A 20674-nucleotide genomic window follows, 5' to 3' on the forward strand; every position below is an offset into this window, starting at 1 on the left:
AGAAGCACGCAGCATCGTATGGGGACTGCGCAACCCCCTGACGAAGCGCGACGCGGCGTCTACGCTGGCGGCGTGGACCTCACGAGCCTCCGCGTCGCGGTGCGGCGCACGAGGATCCTTCCGAAGTGGGTGCGGCGAGCGGATGCCGCGACCACGCGGTTCGTGAACCGCCGGCACACCCATCCGATGGTCGACCGGTTCTGGTCGCAGCTCACGAGCTTCGCTGACCGAGGGGTGCTGTGGTGGACCCTCGCCGGAGTGCTCCTCGTGACACGGCGCCGTCGAGCGGGCGCGCGCGGTCTCGCGTCGCTCCTTGTCGCGAGCGCACTCACGAACCTCATCGCGAAGCAGGTGTTCGGCGGCGACCGGCCGCTCCTCGCGGACGTGCCGATCGGGCGACGCCTTCCGAAGCCGCCGATCACCCCCTCGTTCCCGTCAGGTCACGCGGCGAGCGCCGCGGCCTTCGCAGCCGGCGTGGCGCTCGAACGCCCGAGGATCGGGGCGGCGATCGCACCGGTTGCGCTCGGGGTGGGCTACTCGCGCCTCCACGTCGGTGCGCATTGGCTTCCGACGTGGTCGGGGGACTCACGCTCGGCGCAGGCGTCGCGGGAATCGGGGCGCTCGTGGTGCCGCCCCGACCTCACGAACCCGAGCTGCCGCCGACCATCGGCGATGATGTCTCGCTGCCGGCGTCCCCGGACGGCGACGGCGTGTTCATCGTCGTGAATCGCTCCTCGGGAACGAGCGTCGTGCGTGCCGATCCGGTCCGAGTCATCGCCGCCCGCCTGCCGCGTGCCGACGTGCGTGTGCTCGAAGAAGGAGAGGATCCGCGCGACGTCGCCCTCGAGGCCGTCAACCGCCCCGATGCGCCGCGCGTGCTCGGCGTCTGCGGCGGCGATGGCTCGGTCGCGACGGTCGCCCACGTGGCACGTGGGGCCGACCTCCCGCTGCTCGTCATCCCGGGCGGAACGTTCAATCACTTCGGACGATCGGCTGGTGCGGCATCCGTCGATCTCGCGATCGACGCGCTGCAACGGGGCGAGGGAGTGCGGGCGGATGTCGCGGAGCTGGTGTTCGGCGACGAGGAACCGATCACCGTGCTCAACGCCGCGTCCGTCGGCGTCTACGCCGACTTCGTCGCGACGCGCGAGCAACTCGAGGCCCGCTGGGGCAAGTGGGTGGGAGCGCTCCTCTCGGCGGCACGCGTGCTTCGTCGGAGCGAACCCGTCGACCTGGTGGTCGATGGCCGGCGCGCACGGGTATGGTCCTTGTTCGTCGGCGCCGGCCCGAACGATCCGGGCACGGCGGCGCCGCTCCAGCGCCAGCGCCTCGACGGGGGCGTCCTCGATGTGCGCGTGCTTCACGCGGGTTCCCGCCTGCGCGCGGCGGCCTCCCTCGCGTTCGGGCGTCGGACGAGCGCGATACTCCGTGGGCTTCGGCTGCTTCCGCGCCGGTACGAGGCGTTCACGGCCACCTCGCTCGACGTCGTCGTGCGTCCGCGGCGCGGGCAGCCACCGGGGTTCGGGCACGACGGCGAGGTGGCGCTCGAGTCGCCCGCCGAGGCATCCGCCGCCTCTCGCGGCGCGGGGTATCGCACGACGATCCGCATCGTGCCGCTCGCGCTCGACGTGTACCGGCCGTCGGCGGACCGTGGAGCAACCGGGTAGCGGCAACGGTCGATCCGAGCGGCGGAGACCCAGACGATTTTGCACTTTTGACTCAATAGTGCAAACTTGCACTTTATGGTCGAGAGTGCAACGAAATCGCCGGGAGTGCGCGAGCAGCGCCGAGAACGGACGCGTCGGGAGCTCACCCGCCAGGCGCGCCTGCTCACCATGGAGCACGGGCTCAACGGCTTCACCGTCGAAGAGCTCTGCGAGCGCGTCGGCGTCTCGCGCCGCACCTTCTTCAACTACTTCCCCTCGAAGGACGACGCCGTCATCGGACACCGCGACGACACGCTCGACGAGCACGCGCTCACCGATTTCGTGAACGCGAGGCCGAGCGGATGCCTCGGCATCTCGCCGACGCTCATGGACGACCTCGTGGCACTCGCCATCGCGAGCATCCCGTTCGATCACGCGTCGCTCGAGGACGAGCCGAATCCCGAGATGCTCGTCGAACGCGAGCCGCACCTCCTCCCCAGGTTCGTGCGCGAGGGCGCCGAGCTCGAGCGCATGCTCACCGGTGTCGTCGCGACCCGCGAGCAGATCGCCATCGACGATCCCCGCGCCGCCATGGCCGTGCAGCTCATCGGCACGCTCGTGCGCCGTTCCGCCGCGGTCTACTTCTCGCCCGGCAACACCACCGAGTTCTCGGCGCTGCTCGTCGAATCGCTCGACGCCGCCCGCGCACTCTTCACACCGATCGCCCAAGGAACCGAATGACCTCCGCACCACCCGCCGCGCCGGCACCGCTGCTGCTCACCAAGCGGCGCATCTGGATCATCTTCGCCGCGCTCATCGCCGGCATGCTGCTCTCGAGCCTCGACCAGACGATCGTCTCGACCGCGATGCCGACGATCGTCGGCCAGCTCGGCGGCGTCGAACACCAGGCGTGGATCACCACCGCCTACCTCCTCGCCACGACCATCGTCATGCCGATCTACGGCAAGTTCGGCGACGTGCTCGGGCGCCGCAACCTCTTCCTCATCGCGATCGCGCTGTTCACGCTCGCCTCGATCGGTTGCGCCTTCGCGGGCGACTTCTGGAGCTTCGTCGCGTTCCGCGCCATGCAGGGCCTCGGCGGCGGCGGGCTCATGATCCTCTCGCAGGCGATCATCGCCGACATCGTGCCCGCCTCCGAGCGCGGTAAGTACATGGGCCCGCTCGGCGGCATCTTCGGCCTCGCGGCCGTCGCCGGCCCGCTGCTCGGCGGCTACTTCGTCGACCACCTCACCTGGCAGTGGGCGTTCTACATCAACATCCCCGTCGGCATCGCGGCATTCGCGATCGCCTGGTTCACCCTCAGGCTGCCGAGCAAGAAGGCCGAGAAGCGCATCGACGTGCTCGGCGTGATGCTGCTGTCGGCCGCGACGGTGTGCCTCATCTTCTTCACCGACTTCGGCGGCAGTGCCGAACACGGCTGGGGCGCCCTCGAGACCTGGGCCTGGGGCCTCGGACTGCTTGCCGCGGCCTGCCTGTTCGTCTGGGTCGAGGCGAAGGCCGACGACCCGATCATCCCGCTGTCGCTCTTCAGGAACCCGATCTTCATCAACGCGACCGCGATCGGCTTCACCCTCGGGCTCGGCATGTTCTCGGCGATCGCGTTCGTGCCGACCTTCCTGCAGATGTCGTCGGGCACCTCGGCGGCCGTCTCGGGCCTCCTGATGCTGCCGATGATGGCGGGAATGATGGGCACCTCGATCTGGTCGGGCATCGCGATCTCGAAGCGCGGCCGGTACCGCATGTATCCGATCGTCGGCACCCTCGTGACGGCGCTGGCGATGCTCGCCATGACGACGCTCGCCGCGTCGACGCCGATCTGGCTGATCTGCGTCTACCTGTTCGTCTTCGGTGCGGGGCTCGGGCTCATCATGCAGGTCGTGGTGCTGGTCGTGCAGAACGCTGTCCCTGCGACCGAGATCGGCACCGCGACGAGCACGAACAACTACTTCCGCGAGGTCGGCGCCTCCCTCGGCGTCGCGATCTTCGGCGCGCTGTTCACCACGCGCCTCTCGGAGAACCTCACGAAGGTGTTCACCGACGCCGGCGCCTCGGCCGCCGACGCCGGCGACGCGACGGCGACACTCGACCCGCAGACGCTCGCCGCGCTCCCCGACCCGATCCGCGACGGCATCGTCACGGCCTACGCCGACTCGCTCGCGCCCGTGTTCTGGTACCTCATCCCGTTCGTCCTCGCGGCGTTCGTGCTCGCTCTCTTCCTCAAGCAGATCCCGCTGTCGGAGCAGTCGGGGATGGTCGCCCGAGGCGAGGCACTCGAGGGGGACGAGGCGATCGCAGCCGAGCGGGCGCAGCGTGCGGAGCAGGCGCAGCGCGCGGAGCTCGACGAGGTCGGCGCCTCGACCGGCTCGACCCCCGCGCACTAGGTGAACTGTCGCAGCATCGCACCCCCGTTGGGCCGGCCGACCGACGGTCAGCTCTTCCGCAGCTCCTCAGCGAGCATCACGAGGATGCCACTGGGACCACGGAGATACGTGAGCTTGTAGACATCCTGATAGGTCGCCACGCCGCGAAGCGGACGGCAGTCATGCCTCGCTGCGATCTCGAGGGCCTTGTCGAGGTCGTCGACCGAGAAGGCGACGCGGTGCATGCCGATCTCGTTGGGGCGAGTGGGCTCCGACTCGATCGCTTCGGGGTGGATGTACTCGAAGAGCTCGAGGCGACCCTGACCGTCGGGAGTCTGGAGCATCGCGATGTCGGCGTGGTTGCCATCGAGGCCGACGGCAGTGTCGGTCCACTCACCACTGACCGTGTCGCGGCCGACGACCGTGAGCCCGAGGTCGGTGAAGAAGGAGATCGCTGCCTCGAGATCGCGAACGGCGATGCCGACATTCTCAAGTCTGATGGCCATGCGTCACATGCTAACGAGCCGTCGTTGATCCTGATTCGTCAGGCGATCCTGCGCCGGTACGCGGCCATGGCGAAGCCGTAGGCGACGAGCAGGATTCCGACGCACCAGGCCAGCGCGATCCAGATGTCTCTGCCGACCGGCTGCCCGGCGAACAGGTCCTGGATCGAGTTGACGATCGAGGTCACCGGCTGGTTCTCGGCGAAGACGCGGACCGGACCCGGCATCGTGGCTGTCGGGACGAAGGCCGAACTGATGAACGGCAGGAAGATCAGCACGTAGGAGAATCCGCCGGCACCGTCGACCGTTTTCGCCGTGAGGCCGGCGATGACAGCGAGCCACGTGAGCGCGAGGGTGAACAACGCCAGGATTCCGGCGGCGGCGAGCCACGCCAGCAGGTTTGCCGAGGTGCGGAATCCCATGAGGAGGGCGACCCCCACGATGATCACGAGCGTGAGCCCGTTGGCGACCATCGAAGTCAGCACATGTGCCCACAGCACGGACGATCGCGCGATCGGCATGGAATGAAATCGCTCGAAGATGCCGCTCTGCAGGTCGGTGAACAATCGAAAGGCGGTGTACGCGATGCCCGACGCGATCGCGATCAACATGATTCCCGGCAGCAGGTAGTTGACGTAGTTGTCGGTGCCGGTTTCGATGGCGCCGCCGAACACGAAGACGAACAGCAGCAGGAGGGCGATCGGCGTGATCGCGGTCGTGATGATCGTGTCCGCGCTGCGGGTGATGTGACGCATGGAGCGGCCGGTCAAGACGGCCGTGTCTGCGAAGAAGTGCGTGCTCATGACTGTTCCTTTCTCGACTCGTTCGTGCCGTTGTTGCCGACGAGGACGAGGAAGACCTCCTCGAGGGTCGGCTGCTTCTCGACGTACTCGGTCTTCGCCGGCGGGAGGAGTCGCTTCAGCTCGGCGAGCGTGCCGTTCGCGATGATGCGCCCCTGATGAAGGATGGCGATCCGGTCGGCGAGCTGCTCGGCCTCGTCGAGGTACTGCGTGGTGAGCAGCACGGTGGTGCCCTGCTCGGCGAGCTCCTGAACGACCTTCCACACTTCGAGGCGCGCTTCGGGGTCGAGCCCCGTGGTCGGCTCATCGAGGAAGATGACCTCGGGCTCACCGATCAGGCTCATGGCGATGTCGAGGCGACGGCGCATGCCTCCGGAGTACGTCGACACCTTCCGCGAACCGGCATCGGTGAGGTCGAACTGCGCGAGCAGATCGTCGGCCACGTCGCCCGGGTTCTTCAGATGCCGCAGCTTGGCGACCAGCACCAGGTTCTCCCGCCCGGAGAGGATCTCGTCGACCGCCGCGAACTGCCCGGTCAGGCTGATGGACTCCCGAACCCGGCGCGCGTCGCTCGTGACCTCGACGCCCTGAACGGCGGCAATGCCCGCGTCCGGTCGCAGCAGCGTGGACAGGATCCTGACGATCGTGGTCTTGCCCGCCCCGTTCGAGCCGAGCAGGGCGAAGATGCTGCCCGCCGCCACGTCGAAGTCGACGCCGCGCAGGACGTGCAACTCCTTGTACGACTTCTCGAGACCCTGCACACGGATCGCGGGTTCGCGACGCAGCTCGGGCGTCGCCTCGATGGTGTTCATGCGTGTCATTCCCTTCTCCTCGGCTTGCCCGGCTGTCGGTTGGCACCGTCATCGGGCGCGCTGGATGGTGATGTCCCCGTGCTGCGTGCGCGCACGTACCGCGACAGTCTGTTCGGACGCATCGGGAGCACGGTCGCCGTCGAGCTGGTTGCGCACATGCCCGTCCTTCGAGAACAGGTCGAGCCAGGCGGGGACGCCGGGGCGCACACCGATGGTGACCTGCCCGTAGCCGCTCTCGACCTCGATGGAACCGCTCGAGACCTCTTCGAGCTCGATCGCGCCGTACGCGGTCTTCGCGGTGACGGAAGCGAGCGCGTTCCTGATCTCGAGGTCGCCGTACGAGAGCTTCGCCTCGAGGTCGCCACCGGACTCCCCGATCATGATGGTGCCGTGCGACGCCTTGAGGATCGCGTCACCGGCGACGGCGCCGACCCGGATCTGACCGTGGTCGGCGGTGATCTCGATCCCCCCGTCGGCGGTACCCACGGTCGCATTGCCGTGCCCGGCGCGCATCCACAGGTCGCCGGTGGCGTCGACATCCACGGGACCGGTCATCGCCTTGATGCGGGTCGCGCCGAGGCGTCCGACGGTGCGCACCCCGCCCTGCGCGATCTCGGCGGTGAGCCGCGACCCCGTCGGCAGCTCGACCGTCACGTCGACCGAGTCGAATGGGCCCGGGCCGATCCAGCTGAGGCGCGGCCGCGGTCCGATGACGGTGAGCCGCCGGCCGTCGAAGTCGACCCTGGTGTCGTCGACGCCGCGGCGGTCGACCGCTTGAGCGGGGCTGGACGGCGACACGGTCACGACCGTGTCGGCGCGGTCGCTTGCGAAGATCTCGATGTCGCCGACCTGCAGGTTGATGGCGAGGTCGATCGGGGTTGGGGTGCTGAAGGTGGGCATGCTCGCGCCTCCCTTTCTGGGTATGCCTCTGGACAGGTACTGCCGTCCGGCCCTGCCCGTCGGCGTGGCTGGTGCGTGTTGCTCGGCTGAGCGCTCGAGTTGTGGACTGCGGCTAGCGCGCCCAGCCCGTGAAGTTGTCGCCGGTGCGCAGCGCGCGCTGCGCGGATCGTCGTTGCCTGGGTTGGAGGGCGGCCGCGATCGCGCGCACCAGCCAGGTGTTGACGGACAGGCCGTCGGCCGCCGCCGCCTCATCGACCCGTGCCTTGAGGGCGTCGGGCAGGCGAAGCGTCGTACGCGAGGTGCTCGCGTCGTCGAGGTCGACGGGTGCAGCGGGTCGCTCGTCGGCGTCGGACTCCGTGTTCGGCGCGGTGACGACGAACACGATCTCACGCCCGCGCAACCGCAGGTCGACCGAGCCGGGTGCGAGGTCGCGGGTGATCTCGCCGACCGCAGCCGACAGGACGTCGAGCAGCACGAGCCGCGTCGCGGCATCGAGCGCGCCGGCGAGTCGCTCGGCGGCGGCCCGGGCCTCGTCGGTGCCGTGCTCGGCGGCATCCGCCAACTGGCGCTGCAGGTCGCTGACGTATCGCCCGAGTTCCATGTCACTATAGTGACACCACTATGGTGTCATGTCAACCCGTTCTGGTGTCGGATCGGTGCCGCCGTGGTGTCAGCGTGGTCGAGTAAGCGCGCAGCGCCATCTCGAGACCACGCAAGCAGGTCTCGATACGCGTCACGCTCCGAGTGGAGCTACTCGACCGACGGGATCAGAGCAACCGCCGCGCGTTCGCCCACGCCGTGAGCTCATGCCGGCTCGACAGCTGCAGCTTGCGCAGCACCGCCGACACGTGCGTCTCGACCGTCTTCGTCGAGATGAAGAGCTCGGCCGCAACCTCCTTGTAGGCGTACCCGCGGGCGATGAGCCGCATGACCTCCTGCTCGCGCGCCGAGAGCCGATCGAGCTCGTCGCTCGCCGACGCCGTCTCGCCGACCGCCGCGCCGAACGCGTCGAGCACGAACCCGGCGAGCTTCGGCGAGAACACGGCGTCACCGCCGGCGACGGCATGCACGGCTCGACTGACGTCGGCCCCCGAGGAGCCCTTCGTGATGTACCCGCGAGCCCCGGCGCGGATGACGCCGACGACGTCTTCGGCCTTGTCGGACACGCTCAGTGCGAGGAACCGGGTGCCCGGCACCAGCGGCGCCGCCCGGCGGATCACCTCGGCCCCGCCGGTCGTGCCGGCAGGAAGGGCGATCCCCGGCAGGTGCACGTCGAGCAGCACCACGTCGGGCGCGACATCCGTCACGACCTGCACCGCAGACTCGACGTCGTGCGCCTCGCCGACGACCTCGATCGAATCCGCGAGGTCGGCCTTCAAGCCAGACCGGAAGATCGAGTGATCGTCGACCACGACGACGCGCACCGCGCGATCGTCGATCGAGCGATCGGATGCCTCAACCACGACCGTTCTCCGATCCCGAGCGCTCGACGGGGTAGCGCAGCCGCACCTCGGTACCGACACCGCCCGCGCCGGGCCGCACCTCGCCCGACCCGCCGGCACGGCGCATGCGACCGATGATCGACTGGCGTACGCCGAGCCGGTCGCCCGGCACGTCGGCCAGCGCGAACCCCGGGCCGCGGTCGCGGACGAACACCTCGGCCGCCGCGGGGCTCGACTCCACGTACACCGACACCTCTCCCCCGGCGTGCCTCGCCGCGTTCAGCATCGCCTCGCGGGCCGCCGCCGCGAGCTCGCCGCTCGCCCGCTCGCGCGACTCCCCGACCACGACCACGTCGAACGTGACGGGGTAGTCGATCTCGAGCGCACCGCCGTAGTCGCGCAGGTCGGTCGCGAGGTCGCTGTCGAGCGGGGCGTCGCCCGCGAAGAGCCAGTCCCGCAACTCGCGTTCCTGTGCGCGGGCGATGCGGGCGACCTCGCTCGTGGCGCCCGCGCGGTTCTGGATGAGCGCGAGGGTCTGCAGCACCGAGTCGTGCAGGTGCGCGGCGATCTCGCTGCGCTCCTCTTCACGGATGCGCCGGGTGCGCTCGGCCGTGAGGTCGCGCCACTGCGCGATGAGCGTCGGCGCGAAGACGAGGGCGATGCCCACGAGCGCGGCGAGTGCGGTGAAGGCGGCGCCGAACGTCGAGGTCCTGCTCCCCGATTGACCGAGCACGGCCACGAAGACGAGCACCGTGACGGCGAGCAGCACCGTCGCGACGACCCGGACCGTGAGCTCGTGACGCGGCCCCCGGATGGACTCGCCCCGGTCGATGAACGTCGCCCAGGCACCCGCGGCTACGGCCGCACCGATGCCGGCCAGCGTTGGGCCGAACCAGGTGCCGACCAGCTCGGCGACGACATCCGAAGAGACCGTGAACTGCGCCAACCACACCGGCACGAGGCAGAACGCCGACAGTGCGATCAGCATCCACGCGACCGGTGCGCTGCGACTGGGCCGCTCGTCACCCGGCGACCACGGCGTCAGCGCCCACAGCCAGAGGTAGAGCAGCAGCCCCGCGCCGGCGGCGAGGCTCGCGATGATGAACGCGGTGCGCACGATCCACACGGGCCACCCGAGATGCGCGGCGAGACCCGCCGACACGCCGGTGGCGACGCACTCCCGCGGTCGGGTCATCCGGCGTTCGATGACACCGCTCGTCTCCATGCTGCAATCCAAGCAGACCCGGCCACGCCCGCCTCGGGTCGCGGACGACGCTCAGGGTCGAATCAGGGATTCACCCCATGGCGGCCGCCCGGCCGCCGCTGCCACCATCGAGACATGGAGACGAACCAGACCGCCCCCGGGGCAGGCCCAGTGCCGGAAGATGCGCAGGGGGACTCCGCGTCCGCCGGCCCGCAGGCCGAAGGGGCGGTCGGTTCGTCTTCTGCGAGCTCCGCCGGTTCGGCCGGCGGCTCGACGGCGGGTGGCGCGACGGCGGATGCCTCGGGCCCCGGGTTCTACGCCTGGCTCCGCCGCCTCGGTGTGCCGCGCCGGGCCGGCTGGCTCGGCGGGGTGTGCGCCGGGGTGGGCGCCCGCCTCGGCATCGATCCGATCATCGTGCGCGGCATCGTCGTCGTGATCGCAGTGCTCGGCGCCCCGTTCGTGCTGCTCTACGCGATCGCGTGGCTGCTGCTGCCCGACACCGACGGCCAGATCCAGCTCGAGCGCCTCACCCGCGGCATCGTCGACCCCGCGATCGTCGGCATCGCCGTCATGGGCGTCATCGGGCTCATCCCGCTCGTGCAGGGCGGATGGCTCGGCTGGCGCTGGTGGCCCGACTGGTCGATCTCCGACCCGCTCTTCGGCTTCGACCTGACGTGGCCGCTGCGCATCCTGTGGGCACTCATCGTCGTCGGCGCGATCATCGCGCTCGTCGTGTGGCTGGCGCGGCGCGCAGCGGCGGGCTCGCCAGGCACTGCGGGCGGACCGGGCGCCGCGGGATCGCCCGCCGCCGCGGGCACTCCCCCGTACGGTGCAACGGATGCCTCGACCGCGTCCTCGGCCACCACCCTCGCCTTCGCCGCCGGGGGCGCGGGCCCTGCGACGGCGACGGCGCCGGCCGCGGCATCCGCCGGGCCCGTCCCGGCCACCGAGCCGCCGGTGCCCGCGCAGGGAGCCGACGCCGACGCCATCGCCGAATGGCGCGCACAGCACGAGGCCTGGCGCGTCTCGCATGCCGAGTGGAAGGCCGGCCAGGCCGAGGCCGACCGCGAGGCGCGCGCTCGCGCGGCCGAAGAGAACAAGGCTCGGGCGCAGGAGTTGGCGGCACAGGCCGAGGCCGCGCGCGCCGCACGCCGGGCGAGCCGGCCCCGCACGAGCGCCGCCTACGTCGTCACCGTGCTCGGCGTCGCACTCATCGGCGGGGCGATCGCCGCGCTGCGGGCGCTCGGGGTGCCTGAGACCGCGGGCTTCGCGATCCCGATCGCCCTCGCCGTCGCGACGCTCGCCATCGCGGTCGGCATGCTGCTCGCAGCCCTGCGCCGTCGCCGCGCCGGATTCCTCGCCTTCACCGCGATCGTCTCCACGGTCGCGATGGTGACCGCCACCGCGGGCGCCTCGATCATGCCGCAGGGCGCCCTCGTGCCGCCGGGGTACGGCATCTCGCTCGACCACTCGCAGCGGCTCGTGCAGCCGTTCGGCGACGCGTACATGTTCGCCCTCCCCACCGGGGGCGTCGACACACCCGTCATCGAACTGACCCAGGGCACGGGCGACACCTGGCTCACGATCGACGAGAACGCGAGCGTCGTCCTCTACGCCGCCGACGCCGGGGACGTGCGCGTGTACACGGTCGGCCCCGACGGCATGGTCTCGCAGGTTCCGATCGACCCCGACGACGAGGTGCTCACGCTCGGCGGCGACCCGCTCGTCATCGACCGGGCCGAGAGCGACGCCGACGTGCACCTCGTGCTGAGTCAGGGCACCGGTGACGTGCACATCGAGATCCACGAGGGAGAATGACCGTGACCGACACCACGCACCCGGGCGACGCGAGCGGCCGCGACGCGAGCGCAAGCGGCGCTCACGCCGCAGACGAGACAACAGCCTTCGACACGACTGCCTCGGACACGATGGCCTCCGACACGACCGCCCTCGACTCGAGCGTCGCCGACGCCGACCGCACCACGACCGTGCTGCCCGAGTGGGTCACCACCGGGCAGGCGCCTGCCGATGCCGCGACGATCACCCCTCCCCCGGCTCCGGCCGCGACGCCGGCTTCGGGTTCGGGTTCGGGTTCGGGTTCGGGTTCGGGTTCGGCTGATGCCGTCGAGCGTCCCACCATCCGCTGGGGCGCCCTCGTCTGGAGCCTGCTGTTCGGCGCCACCGCCGGGTTCACCCTGTGGGTGCTCATCGACCCCGCGCGCCGGCTCGCCGTCGGCGAGTGGCTCACGACGCTGAACCCCCTCGCGGCCGCGCTCTACGGCCTCGTCGCCCTCGGCGTGATCCTCGCCCTGTTCGGCATCGTCGGCCTCATCCGCCGCGGCGAGCGCGCCCGCGCCTGAACGCCCGCGCCCGCACCTGACCGCCCGCGCCCGTACCTGACCCGCGCCCGTACCTGACCGCCCGCGCCCGTACCTCACCGCGCGCGCCCGGCGGCCGTCGCGCCTCGCCCGCCCCGCATCCCGAATGTTTCCGTTTCCGCCCGCCTTTTCCGCCCCACGGGCAACACCGGGTCGAAACGGAAACGTTCGGCGTGGACGAGGACCTAGAGCTCGACGCCCACGAGCACGGGCTCGGGCCGCAGCACGATGCCGAACTCTGCCTGCACGCGCTGCTGCACGAGCCGCGCGAGCTGCACCACCTCGTCGGCGGTCGCGTCGCCCCGGTTGGTCAGGGCGAGCGTGTGCTTCGACGAGATCGCGGCCCGCGAACCGGGCAGCGCGAACCCACGACGGATTCCCGAGTGCTCGATGAGCCACGCGGCCGAGAGCTTCACGAGCGGCTCGGAGTCTGCGACATCCGATTCGATGACGGATGTCTCGAGCGACGCCTGCAGCTCGAGGAACGCGTCGAGCGGGGTGGTCGAGGCGATCGTCGAGAGCGGCGTGACCTCGTCGGGTGCCTCGGGCTCGACGTACCAGCGCGGTGCCGCGGCCGGCAGGGTGCGGGCGGTGTGCTCGCCGACGATGGGGTTCGTGAAGAACGAGCCCGCGCTCACCGAGTCGGGATCGGCGGGGTCGAGCACCATGCCCTTCGAGGCGCGCAACTCGAGCACGCTCTCGCGCACGCGCGCGATCGGCACCCGGTCGCCCTGCTGCACGCTCAGCGCGTCGGCGAGCTGTCCGTAGGCGATCGGCTGGCCGAGCGCCCCGCCGAGCACGGCACGCTCGGACGCCGTGTCGTGCAGGTCGAGCTCGACCGAGATGACGATGCCGCGCAGCCCCTGCTTCAGCACCGAGGTGCGGTAGCCGAGCTCGAGCTCGTCGGCGGTCATGCGGCGGGGAACGTCGGCGCCCTCGTCGAGGAACTCGATCGCCACGAGCGTCGCCTCGAGCTCTTGACCGTAGGCGCCGATGTTCTGCACGGGCGCCGCACCGACTGCGCCCGGAATGCCCGAGAGCGCCTCGATGCCCGAGTACCCGTGCTCGACGGTCCACGCGACGAGGTCGTCCCAGGTCTCGCCGGCCTGCACCCGCAGGCGAACGGTGTCGGTGGTCGTCGATCGAGTAGCCGACGAAGGAGGCGTATCGAGATCACCCTGCGACGGGTCTCGATACGCTTCGCTACTCGACCGACGGGGAGTCAGCACCTCGATGCCCTTCGTCGCGATGCGGATGACGGTGCCGTCGAAGCCGTCGTCGCCCACGAGCAAGTTGGAGCCGCCGCCGAGGGCGAGCCACGGGACATCCGTCGACCAGGCCTCGCGCGCGAGGTCGACGAGGTCGCGCTGCGTCGTCGCCGTGACGAGGCGACCGATCGGGCCGCCGACGCGCAGCGTCGTGAGGTCGGCGAAACGGATGTCGCTGCCCATGTCAGCCGAGCGCGACGCGCACTTGCGCCTTGCCGAGCACGGTATCGTCGCCGAGCTTCACGGTGAGGTCGATGCGCGCGACCGTCGCGGACTCGTCGAGTTGGCCGATCTTCGCGACGACCGTCACGAGCGCGCCCTGCTCGGGGTCGACGACGACCGGACGGGTGAACCGCACCTGGTAGTCGGCGATGCGGCCGGGGTCGCCCGCCCAGTCGACGACCGGCTGCACCGCGAGGCCCATGGTGAGCATGCCGTGCGCGAGCACGCCGGGCAGGCCCACCGATGCGGCGACGTCGTCGCGGTAGTGGATGGGATTGAAGTCGCCCGAGGCTCCGGCATAGCGCACGAGCGAGTCGCGCGTGAGCGGGAACTCGCGCTCGGCGACGACGTCGCCCACGGCGAGCGCGGCGAAGGCGGGAGCGGTGGGGGTGGCGGTCGCGGCGGCCATCAGTCTTCTCCTCGGATCACGAGCGTCGAGATCGCGGTGACGACGTGGGCGCCCGTCTCGTCGACGATGGATGACTCGGCCGTGACCATCGAGTGCGCCCCGAGGCTCTTCACGCTCGACACGGTGAGGGTGGCCGTGAGCAGGTCGCCCGCGACGATCGGCCGCGTCGATGTGAACCGCTGGTCGCCGTGCACCACGCGCGAGAAGTCGATGCCGGCGTCGGGGTCGGCGAGCAGCTGGGCGAGCGTGTGCTCCTGCACGACGACCGCGAAGGTCGGCGGCGCGACGACGTCGTCGTACCCCGCGGCGCGCGCGGCCTCGGGGTCGAGGTTGATCGGGTTCCTCGCGAACACGGCGCGAGCGAACTCGCGCACCTTCTCGCGACCGACGAGGTAGGGCTCGGTGGGCGGGAAGACCCGCCCCTGCAGCTCGGGGTTCAGTGGCACCCCGACAGTCTAAGCGGGGGGATATGCCGTCGGTCGAGTAGCGAGCGACGAAGGAGCACGCGTATCGAGACCACACGCGAGGTCTCGATACGCTCGCTTCGCTCTTGATCTCGAGACGGCGCTGACGCGCCTCCTCAACCCGCGACCCGGACCATCGGGACGTCAGCGCTTGCCGCCGCCGAGCAGCCCGCCGAGGATGTCGCCGAGACCGCCGCCCGATCCGCCCGAAGCGCCGCCGCCGCCATCGCCACCGCCGATGAGTCCACCGAGCAGGTCGCCGAGGCCGCCGCCGGCGCCACCGCTCGAGGCGCCACCACCGCCGCCACCGCCGAGCAGCCCGCCGAGGATGTCGCCGATGCCGCCGCCGTCACCGCTCGCGTCGGCCTGGGCTTCGGGTGCCTGCTGCTTCTTCTGGAACTGGCCCGCGAGGAAGCTCATCACGATCGGCGCGAGGATCGGCAGGAGCTTCACGACCACGCCGCCGATGCCGCCGCCCGACTTCGTGTCGAGCGCGGTCACGACCTGGTCGGTGTTGCCGCCGAACACGTTCTTCACGATCTTCTCGCCATCGGCCTCGTCGACCTCGCCGAGGTTCACGCCGCCCTGCACGAGCCGCGGGTCGTGCTGCGCGACGGCCTTCTCGAGCGATGCCGCACCCGCCGGGTCGGTGGCGTTCGCACCCATTCCCGCGAGGAGCGTCGGAAGCGCCTCGTTGACGGCGCTCGTCGCCGTCGCCTCGTCGACCCCGAGCTTCGCCGCGATGTCGCCCATCGGCAGGTCGGCGATGATGTCTTCGATTCCAGCCATTGCGGTTCCCCAATCCTCACGCCCCGCCGTCGCGGCGCCCCGGGTTCACCGTATCGTCGCGAACCGGCCCGGCGGAAGGGACATCCGCTCGACGGGTTCTGTCAGTCGAGCTCGTAGCGCGCGAGCCGAAGGCGCAGGCCGTCGAGCAGCAATTCGACCCCCGACTCGAACGCTCGGTCGCTGCGCGGCCGACCGCGGTCACCCGTCTCGACCAGGCGACCCAGCGTCTTCGTGGCGGTCTCGGGCCGCCAGACGTCATCGGGCGACGCGAGGTCGAGGCCGAAGCCGATCGAGAACGCGTCGATGATGGCGACGACCTCGAGCACGTCCTCATCGGGGAACCCTGCGTCGGCGAGCGTGGTTGCGAGCCGGTCGTAACTCGCGATGACCGTCGGGTCGGTGATGGTCGTGCCGACGATGAGGGGAATGAGGAAGGCATGGTCCGCATACATCCGCCGCTCGGCGCGCAGCGTCGCCTCGACGACCTCGTCCCACGTGCCGGTGATCGTCGCGGACATGTACCGCTCGCCCAGCCGGCCGCGCATGAGCTCGATTATCTCGTCGCGCCCGGCGACGTGGTTGTACAGCGATGACGCGGTGACGCCGAGCCGTCTCGCGATCGCGTTGACGCCGAACGGCGCTCCCTCGTCGACGAGTTCCATCGCGGCATCCGCGATGCGCTCGGTCGACAGGATCGGGGTCCTCGGCCTGGGCATCAGCGCCTCCTTCGTCCACGTCAGCCTATGGGTTGCGAAAATTGCCTCTTCCCATTGCGGCCACTCGCGTTCATAATAAACGAATACCATTCGTTTACCTCGCGCACATCGTCGTGCCAACCCCGGAGGTCCCCCGTGTCCCACTCCCTCCCATCGGTCCGCATCCCCCTGCGACTCCCCAGTGCCGTCGCCACGTTCGGGATCGGCATCGCCGGCTACCTCGGCGTGAACCTCTCGCCCTACATGATCGCCGCGGCGCAGTCGGCGCTCGAGGTCGACGTGCTCACCGCCAGCTGGCTCGTGACGGGCACCCTGCTCCTCACCGCCGTGACCGGCCTCGCCACCGCCAAGCCCAGTGCCGGGCCGCACCGGCTGCTCGTCGCACGCGTCGGCCTGATCGTCGCCGCTGCGGGCTTCGGTGCCGCAGCGCTCGTGCCGACGCCGTGGATCGTCGTGGCGGGCCTGCTCGTCGGCGGTATCGGCGCCGGCGGCGCGGTGTCGTCGTCGGGCGCCGCGTTGGCCGCGTTCATCAATCCCGACCGGGTCGCCGGGTTCAACGGGTTGGCGAATCGTGCGATCGTCACGGTGATCCTGGCCCTGGTGCCGTTGCTTCCGCTCGTGCCGATCAGCGTGTTCGGCACCCTCGCGCTCTTCGCCCTCGTGGTGCTGTTCGCGTCGGCGTGGCTGCCCTCCGCCCCGGTCGTGGAGCACGCGGCCGCGCCTGCGGGCGCCGCGGCATCCGACGTCGTCACCCGTCGGCCGCACCGCGCCGAGACCATCGCCGGCTTCGTACTGCTCGGCACCTTCGCGCTGTGGGCCGTGAGCGAGGACTCGCTGTGGGCCATGGCGGGCGTCATGGGTGCCGACCAGGCCGCGCTCACGCCCGAGGGTCTCGGCATCGCACTGAGCGGCGCGACCGCGGGCGGCATCGTCGGCGCCATCCTGCTCATGATCGTCGGCGACCGCCTCGGGCGAGCGGTGCCGCTCGCGATCCTGCTCGCCGCCGGCGGTGTGCTGAAGATCGCCGAGGGCTTCGTGACCGACCCGACCGTGTTCATCGTGGTGTTCATCGCGTGGAACACCGTCTACGCGATCGCCTTCCTCTACTTCGTGTCGACCGCCGCGGCCCTCGACGCCGACGGCCGCTGGTCGGGCCCGCTCCTCGCCGTGTACCTCGTGGGCTCGGCCCTCACGCCGGTGATCGGCGCGGCGCTCGTCGAGTCGTTCGGCTACCAGGGCTTCACCGTGGTGCTCGGCGTCGCGAGCTTCGCGCTCGCGGTCCCCGCCTTCCTCGTCGCGCGCATCTCGACGCGACTGCAGCGCACCGAGGAGCCCGCCGCCGCGGTCGTCGAGGGGGTGAACGCATGACCCGGGTGCTCCACTCCAGCGGCCGCGTGTTCACCGCCGACGAGCCCGCGTGGGCCGAGGCGATCGTCACCGAGGGCGGGCGCATCGCGTTCGTCGGCTCCGACGCCGACGCCGCAGCGTTCGCCGGGCCGGATGCCACGACGGTCGACCTGGGCGGCCGGGTCGTGGTGCCCGGCTTCATCGACGCGCACACGCACCTCGTCATGATGGGCGAGGCGCTCGGCAAGGTCGGCCTGACCGACGCGCGCACGCTCGCGGAGATCCACGAGCGGCTGCGCGCGGCGCGCGAGGCCGATCCCGATGCTCCGCGGCTGCTCGGCCGCGGATGGCTTTTCGACTCCGTTCCGGGCGGGGCGCCCACGGCGGCGATGCTCGACGAGGCCGTCGCCGACGTGCCGGTGTACCTCGACGCGAACGACTACCACTCCGTCTGGGTCAACTCGGCCGCACTGCGCGAGCTCGGCATCGACCGCGACACCCCCGATCCGATCGGAGGTCGCATCGGCCGAGGCGCCGACGGCGAGCCCGACGGCATGCTCTTCGAGACCGCGGCGCAGCAGCACGTATGGACCCTGCTGGCGGATGCCGCGACCGACGCCGACCGCGACGCCGCGGTTGAGCGCACGATCGCCGCGTACCTCGCCACGGGCGTCACGGGCGTGGTCGACATGGCGTTCGACGAACTCGGGCTCGCGGCATTCGACCGCGCGGCCGCGCGGCGCGGCGGCATGCTGCCCATCCGCGTGCTCGTGCACTGGTTCATCGCCAACACTGGCGACGATGCGCAGAACCTCGCCCAGGTTCGGCGGGCAGTCGAGCTCGCGGGCGAACACCGCCCGTGGCTCAAGGTCGCCGGCATCAAGCTCGTGCTCGACGGCGTGATCGACGCGTGCACGGCCGCGATGCGGCATCCGTACGCCGACGGCTCGAACGCCGACCCAATCTGGCCGCTCGAGCGCCTGCGCCCCGTGGTGGCCGCCGCCGACGCGGCCGGCCTGCAGGTGGCGCTGCACGCGATCGGCGACCTCGCGAGCGACGTGGCGCTCGACGCGCTCGAGCACGCCCACGCCGTGAACGGCGAGCGCCCGCGGCGTCACCGCATCGAGCACCTCGAGTACGCTGCTCCCGCGACGGCCGGCCGCATGGCCGCGCTCGGCGTCACCGCGTCGATGCAGCCCGTGCACGCCGACCCGGCCATCTGGGCGAACTGGGCCGCCATGCTCGGCGACGAGCGCGCCGACCGCGGCTTCGCCTGGACGGAGTTCACCGAGGCGGGCGCGCTGCTGGCGTTCTCGACCGATGCCCCGACCGCGCCGCACGAGGCGCTGCCGAATCTCTACATCGCGGCGACGCGCCGCTCGGCGCTCGACGGCTCATACCCCGCGAACCACCCGGAGTACGCGGTGCCCCTCGCCGACGCGCTCGCCCACGCCACGCGCGATGCCGCCGCGAGCTGCCTCGAGGAGCACGAGCGGGGCCGCATCGCCGTGGGGCTCGCGGCCGACTTCGCGGTCCTCGACCGGGATCCGTTCAGCGAGGGCACCGATGTGCTGCTCGAGGCTCGCGTCGTGCGCACGGTCGTCGCGGGCGAGCCGGCGTACGAGGCCGAGCGAGCCCCCGTCGAGGCATCCTCGGCCTGAGAGGCAACCGGGCGGGACATCCGCCCGTCCAACGCCCCGACCACCCGACGACCCCGTCGACCCGACGCTATTCAGGAGAATGGGCCCCATCCCCGCCTCACAGCGGGCATGGGGCCCATTCTCCTGAGCGGCGTGACCCGAGCCGCAGCCCGCGCTCAGCCGCCCGCCGTCAGTCCTCGGCGGACGCGCGCGTCAGCGTCTCGCCGCGGAAGAAGCCCGGCCGCTTCCACCACTGCCACACCATGATCACGACACCCGACAGCAGCACGACCATGCCGAGCACGAACACGAGGCCGACTCCGAAGATGTCCGAGCCGCTGCCGTAGTCGGGGTTCATGCTGTCGATGAGCGTGGTGAAGAACAGCACGCCGAGGATCACGCCGCCGAGCAGCGGGAACAGCAGGGTGAAGAAGAAGTTGCGCACTGACCGCCACCACACCTTGCGGAAGAACCACACGCACGCGAACGCGGTGATGCCGTAGTAGAAGCAGATCATCATGCCGAGCGCGGTGATCGTGTCCCAGAGCACGTCTTCGCTGAGGAACCGCATGACGGCGTAGAACACCGACGCCACGACGGCCGAGACGATCGTCGCGTAGCCCGGCGTGAAGAACCGCGGGCTCACCTTCGCGAACTTCTCGGGAAGGGCGCCGTAGTGGCCCATCGCGAGCAGGGTGCGCGCGGGCGACACGAACGTCGACTGCAACGACGACGCCGACGAGGTGAGCACGGCGAGCGACACGAGCACCGCGAGCGGGCCGAGGATCGGGCCGGCGAGGTGGAAGAACACGTTGTCCTGGATGTCGGGGTTGCCGAGTCCGAACTCGCCCGTGCCGACACCCGCATAGGCGATGAGCGCGACCGCGATGAGCAGGTACAGCACCACGATCGTGACGACCGTGATGGTCGCCGCACGGCCGGGTGTCTTCTCCGACCCCTTCGTCTCCTCGTTCATCGTGAGCGTGACGTCCCAGCCCCAGAAGATGAAGATCGACAGCGAGAGGCCGGCCGCGAACGCGGAGAACGACTCCACGGCGAACGGGTTGAACCAGCTCAGCTCGATCGCCGTCGCGTCGAACGCGTTGCCGTTGGCGACCTCCACGAGCGCCGCGCCCGCGAAGAGCAGGAGCACGAGCACCTGGAAGCCGACGAGCCAGTACTGCAGCTTCTGCGTGGTTTGCATATCGCGGTACGACACCCATGTCGCCGCGGCGACGAAGAGCAGGCAGACGGTGACGTTGATGAGCGGATTCGCCGCGAGGTCGGCGATCTCGGGGTTGCCCGCGATCTGCGAGATCAGCAGGAACAGGAAGTCGACCGCGATGCCCGCGAGGTTCGAGAGCACGAGGATGGTGGCGGCGATGAGCCCCCAGCCGGCCATCCAGCCGATCCACGGGCCGAAGGCGCGGGTCGCCCACGTGAACGACGTGCCCGAGTCGGGCATGCGCCGGTTGAGCTCGCGATAGCCGAACGCGACGAGCAGCATCGGGATGAACCCGACGAGGATGATCGCGGGCACCTGCACCCCGACCTCCGACACGGTCGGGCCGAGGGCGGCCGTGAGCGTGTACGCGGGGGCGATGCACGAGATGCCGATGACGATCGCGCCGATGAGGCCGACGGAACCGGCCGACAGCCCCTTCTTCGTGATGCCGTGCTCGGCGCCGTCGACCGCGCGGGTCGCTTCGGTCAACGGGGGCTGGTAGTCGGGTTGTTGCGTCATCGCAGTCTC

21 protein-coding genes are annotated in these 20674 nt (G+C 70.7%); 8 read left to right on the plus strand and 13 right to left on the minus strand.

The window, feature by feature from the left end; genetic code table 11:
* The first annotated feature begins 72 nt into the window (after positions 1-72).
* From LQ757_RS13670 to LQ757_RS13685, 4 genes are all read left to right on the plus strand, one after another.
* Positions 73-726, plus strand: coding sequence for a phosphatase PAP2 family protein (locus LQ757_RS13670; RefSeq protein WP_231047795.1), 654 nt, complete (start codon positions 73-75; stop codon positions 724-726).
* Positions 711-1667: a diacylglycerol/lipid kinase family protein gene (locus LQ757_RS13675; protein WP_231047796.1), complete on the plus strand. Its 957-nt coding sequence runs from the start codon at positions 711-713 to the stop codon at positions 1665-1667. The genes LQ757_RS13670 and LQ757_RS13675 overlap by 16 nt, the downstream gene beginning before the upstream one ends.
* Before the next feature lie 75 nt (positions 1668-1742).
* On the plus strand, positions 1743-2387 hold the full coding sequence (locus tag LQ757_RS13680) for a TetR/AcrR family transcriptional regulator (RefSeq protein ID WP_231047797.1): 645 nt from the start codon (positions 1743-1745) through the stop codon (positions 2385-2387).
* Positions 2384-4048 (plus strand): MDR family MFS transporter, encoded by a 1665-nt coding sequence (locus LQ757_RS13685; RefSeq protein WP_231047798.1) that lies wholly within the window; start codon positions 2384-2386, stop codon positions 4046-4048. Before LQ757_RS13680 ends, LQ757_RS13685 begins: the two co-directional genes overlap by 4 nt.
* A gap of 47 nt (positions 4049-4095) precedes the next feature.
* On the opposite strand, the gene LQ757_RS13690 is transcribed toward LQ757_RS13685, so the two are convergent.
* The 7 genes from LQ757_RS13690 to LQ757_RS13720 all read right to left on the minus strand — a co-directional run bounded on the left by LQ757_RS13690 (position 4096) and on the right by LQ757_RS13720 (position 9709).
* Positions 4096-4533, minus strand: coding sequence for a VOC family protein (locus tag LQ757_RS13690; protein WP_231047799.1), 438 nt, complete (start codon positions 4531-4533; stop codon positions 4096-4098).
* A gap of 38 nt (positions 4534-4571) precedes the next feature.
* Positions 4572-5333 (minus strand): ABC transporter permease, encoded by a 762-nt coding sequence (locus LQ757_RS13695; RefSeq protein WP_231047800.1) that lies wholly within the window; start codon positions 5331-5333, stop codon positions 4572-4574.
* Positions 5330-6151, minus strand: coding sequence for an ABC transporter ATP-binding protein (locus tag LQ757_RS13700; RefSeq protein ID WP_304504438.1), 822 nt, complete (start codon positions 6149-6151; stop codon positions 5330-5332). The genes LQ757_RS13695 and LQ757_RS13700 overlap by 4 nt, the downstream gene beginning before the upstream one ends.
* A gap of 39 nt (positions 6152-6190) precedes the next feature.
* Positions 6191-7042, minus strand: a complete 852-nt coding sequence (locus tag LQ757_RS13705) for a DUF4097 family beta strand repeat-containing protein (RefSeq protein WP_231047801.1) — start codon at positions 7040-7042, stop codon at positions 6191-6193.
* 112 nt (positions 7043-7154) lie between these two features.
* Positions 7155-7643: a toxin-antitoxin system HicB family antitoxin gene (locus LQ757_RS13710; protein ID WP_231047802.1), complete on the minus strand. Its 489-nt coding sequence runs from the start codon at positions 7641-7643 to the stop codon at positions 7155-7157.
* A 166-nt stretch (positions 7644-7809) separates the two neighbouring features.
* Positions 7810-8505: a LuxR C-terminal-related transcriptional regulator gene (locus tag LQ757_RS13715; protein ID WP_372459658.1), complete on the minus strand. Its 696-nt coding sequence runs from the start codon at positions 8503-8505 to the stop codon at positions 7810-7812.
* The gene (locus LQ757_RS13720) at positions 8498-9709 is read right to left on the minus strand and encodes an ATP-binding protein (RefSeq protein WP_231047803.1); all 1212 of its coding nucleotides are present in this window, start codon (positions 9707-9709) and stop codon (positions 8498-8500) included. The genes LQ757_RS13715 and LQ757_RS13720 overlap by 8 nt, the downstream gene beginning before the upstream one ends.
* A 114-nt stretch (positions 9710-9823) precedes the next feature.
* Between LQ757_RS13720 and LQ757_RS13725 the strand changes: the two genes are divergently transcribed.
* Together LQ757_RS13725 and LQ757_RS13730 are read left to right on the plus strand one after the other, a co-directional pair.
* Complete coding sequence (locus LQ757_RS13725) at positions 9824-11506, plus strand: PspC domain-containing protein (RefSeq protein ID WP_231047804.1); 1683 nt, start codon at positions 9824-9826, stop codon at positions 11504-11506.
* 2 nt (positions 11507-11508) lie between these two features.
* Positions 11509-12048, plus strand: coding sequence for a tetraspanin family protein (locus tag LQ757_RS13730; protein WP_231047805.1), 540 nt, complete (start codon positions 11509-11511; stop codon positions 12046-12048).
* 203 nt (positions 12049-12251) lie between these two features.
* Here the strand turns inward: LQ757_RS13730 and LQ757_RS13735 are convergent, their stop codons facing one another.
* The 5 genes from LQ757_RS13735 to LQ757_RS13755 form a co-directional block, all read right to left on the minus strand.
* The gene (locus LQ757_RS13735) at positions 12252-13517 is read right to left on the minus strand and encodes a UDP-N-acetylmuramate dehydrogenase (protein WP_231047806.1); all 1266 of its coding nucleotides are present in this window, start codon (positions 13515-13517) and stop codon (positions 12252-12254) included.
* A 1-nt stretch (position 13518) separates the two neighbouring features.
* On the minus strand, positions 13519-13965 hold the full coding sequence (locus LQ757_RS13740) for a MaoC family dehydratase (protein ID WP_231047807.1): 447 nt from the start codon (positions 13963-13965) through the stop codon (positions 13519-13521).
* Complete coding sequence (locus LQ757_RS13745) at positions 13965-14411, minus strand: FAS1-like dehydratase domain-containing protein (protein WP_231047808.1); 447 nt, start codon at positions 14409-14411, stop codon at positions 13965-13967. The genes LQ757_RS13740 and LQ757_RS13745 overlap by 1 nt, the downstream gene beginning before the upstream one ends.
* Positions 14412-14573: 162 nt before the next feature.
* On the minus strand, positions 14574-15218 hold the full coding sequence (locus LQ757_RS13750; RefSeq protein WP_231047809.1) for a DUF937 domain-containing protein: 645 nt from the start codon (positions 15216-15218) through the stop codon (positions 14574-14576).
* A gap of 101 nt (positions 15219-15319) precedes the next feature.
* A complete protein-coding gene (locus LQ757_RS13755) occupies positions 15320-15934 on the minus strand; it encodes a TetR/AcrR family transcriptional regulator (protein ID WP_231047810.1) in 615 nt (204 codons plus the stop codon).
* Positions 15935-16069: 135 nt separating this feature from the next.
* On the opposite strand from LQ757_RS13755, the gene LQ757_RS13760 reads away from it, so the two are divergent.
* On the plus strand, positions 16070-17302 hold the full coding sequence (locus LQ757_RS13760; protein ID WP_231047811.1) for an MFS transporter: 1233 nt from the start codon (positions 16070-16072) through the stop codon (positions 17300-17302).
* Entirely contained in the window at positions 17299-18942 is a 1644-nt protein-coding gene (locus tag LQ757_RS13765; protein ID WP_231047812.1) for an amidohydrolase, read from the plus strand. Before LQ757_RS13760 ends, LQ757_RS13765 begins: the two co-directional genes overlap by 4 nt.
* Before the next feature lie 169 nt (positions 18943-19111).
* Here LQ757_RS13765 and LQ757_RS13770 read toward each other — a convergent pair whose 3' ends face one another.
* A complete protein-coding gene (locus LQ757_RS13770) occupies positions 19112-20665 on the minus strand; it encodes an APC family permease (RefSeq protein ID WP_231047813.1) in 1554 nt (517 codons plus the stop codon).
* Positions 20666-20674 lie beyond the last annotated feature (9 nt).

This window comes from Agromyces cavernae (assembly GCF_021044935.1).
Classification (GTDB): Bacteria; Actinomycetota; Actinomycetes; order Actinomycetales; family Microbacteriaceae; genus Agromyces; species Agromyces cavernae.

Excerpts from the sequence above, each read along its gene's own strand:
- LQ757_RS13680 (WP_231047797.1), top strand. The coding sequence starts at position 1,743 with ATGGTCGAGAGTGCAACGAAATCGCCGGGAGTGCGCGAGCAGCGCCGA.
- LQ757_RS13685 (WP_231047798.1), top strand. The coding sequence starts at position 2,384 with ATGACCTCCGCACCACCCGCCGCGCCGGCACCGCTGCTGCTCACCAAG.
- LQ757_RS13690 (WP_231047799.1), bottom strand. The coding sequence starts at position 4,533 with ATGGCCATCAGACTTGAGAATGTCGGCATCGCCGTTCGCGATCTCGAG.
- LQ757_RS13695 (WP_231047800.1), bottom strand. The coding sequence starts at position 5,333 with ATGAGCACGCACTTCTTCGCAGACACGGCCGTCTTGACCGGCCGCTCC.
- LQ757_RS13700 (WP_304504438.1), bottom strand. The coding sequence starts at position 6,151 with ATGACACGCATGAACACCATCGAGGCGACGCCCGAGCTGCGTCGCGAA.
- LQ757_RS13705 (WP_231047801.1), bottom strand. The coding sequence starts at position 7,042 with ATGCCCACCTTCAGCACCCCAACCCCGATCGACCTCGCCATCAACCTG.
- LQ757_RS13710 (WP_231047802.1), bottom strand. The coding sequence starts at position 7,643 with ATGGAACTCGGGCGATACGTCAGCGACCTGCAGCGCCAGTTGGCGGAT.
- LQ757_RS13720 (WP_231047803.1), bottom strand. The coding sequence starts at position 9,709 with ATGGAGACGAGCGGTGTCATCGAACGCCGGATGACCCGACCGCGGGAG.
- LQ757_RS13725 (WP_231047804.1), top strand. The coding sequence starts at position 9,824 with ATGGAGACGAACCAGACCGCCCCCGGGGCAGGCCCAGTGCCGGAAGAT.
- LQ757_RS13735 (WP_231047806.1), bottom strand. The coding sequence starts at position 13,517 with ATGGGCAGCGACATCCGTTTCGCCGACCTCACGACGCTGCGCGTCGGC.
- LQ757_RS13740 (WP_231047807.1), bottom strand. The coding sequence starts at position 13,965 with ATGGCCGCCGCGACCGCCACCCCCACCGCTCCCGCCTTCGCCGCGCTC.
- LQ757_RS13750 (WP_231047809.1), bottom strand. The coding sequence starts at position 15,218 with ATGGCTGGAATCGAAGACATCATCGCCGACCTGCCGATGGGCGACATC.
- LQ757_RS13755 (WP_231047810.1), bottom strand. The coding sequence starts at position 15,934 with ATGCCCAGGCCGAGGACCCCGATCCTGTCGACCGAGCGCATCGCGGAT.
- LQ757_RS13765 (WP_231047812.1), top strand. The coding sequence starts at position 17,299 with ATGACCCGGGTGCTCCACTCCAGCGGCCGCGTGTTCACCGCCGACGAG.
- LQ757_RS13770 (WP_231047813.1), bottom strand. The coding sequence starts at position 20,665 with ATGACGCAACAACCCGACTACCAGCCCCCGTTGACCGAAGCGACCCGC.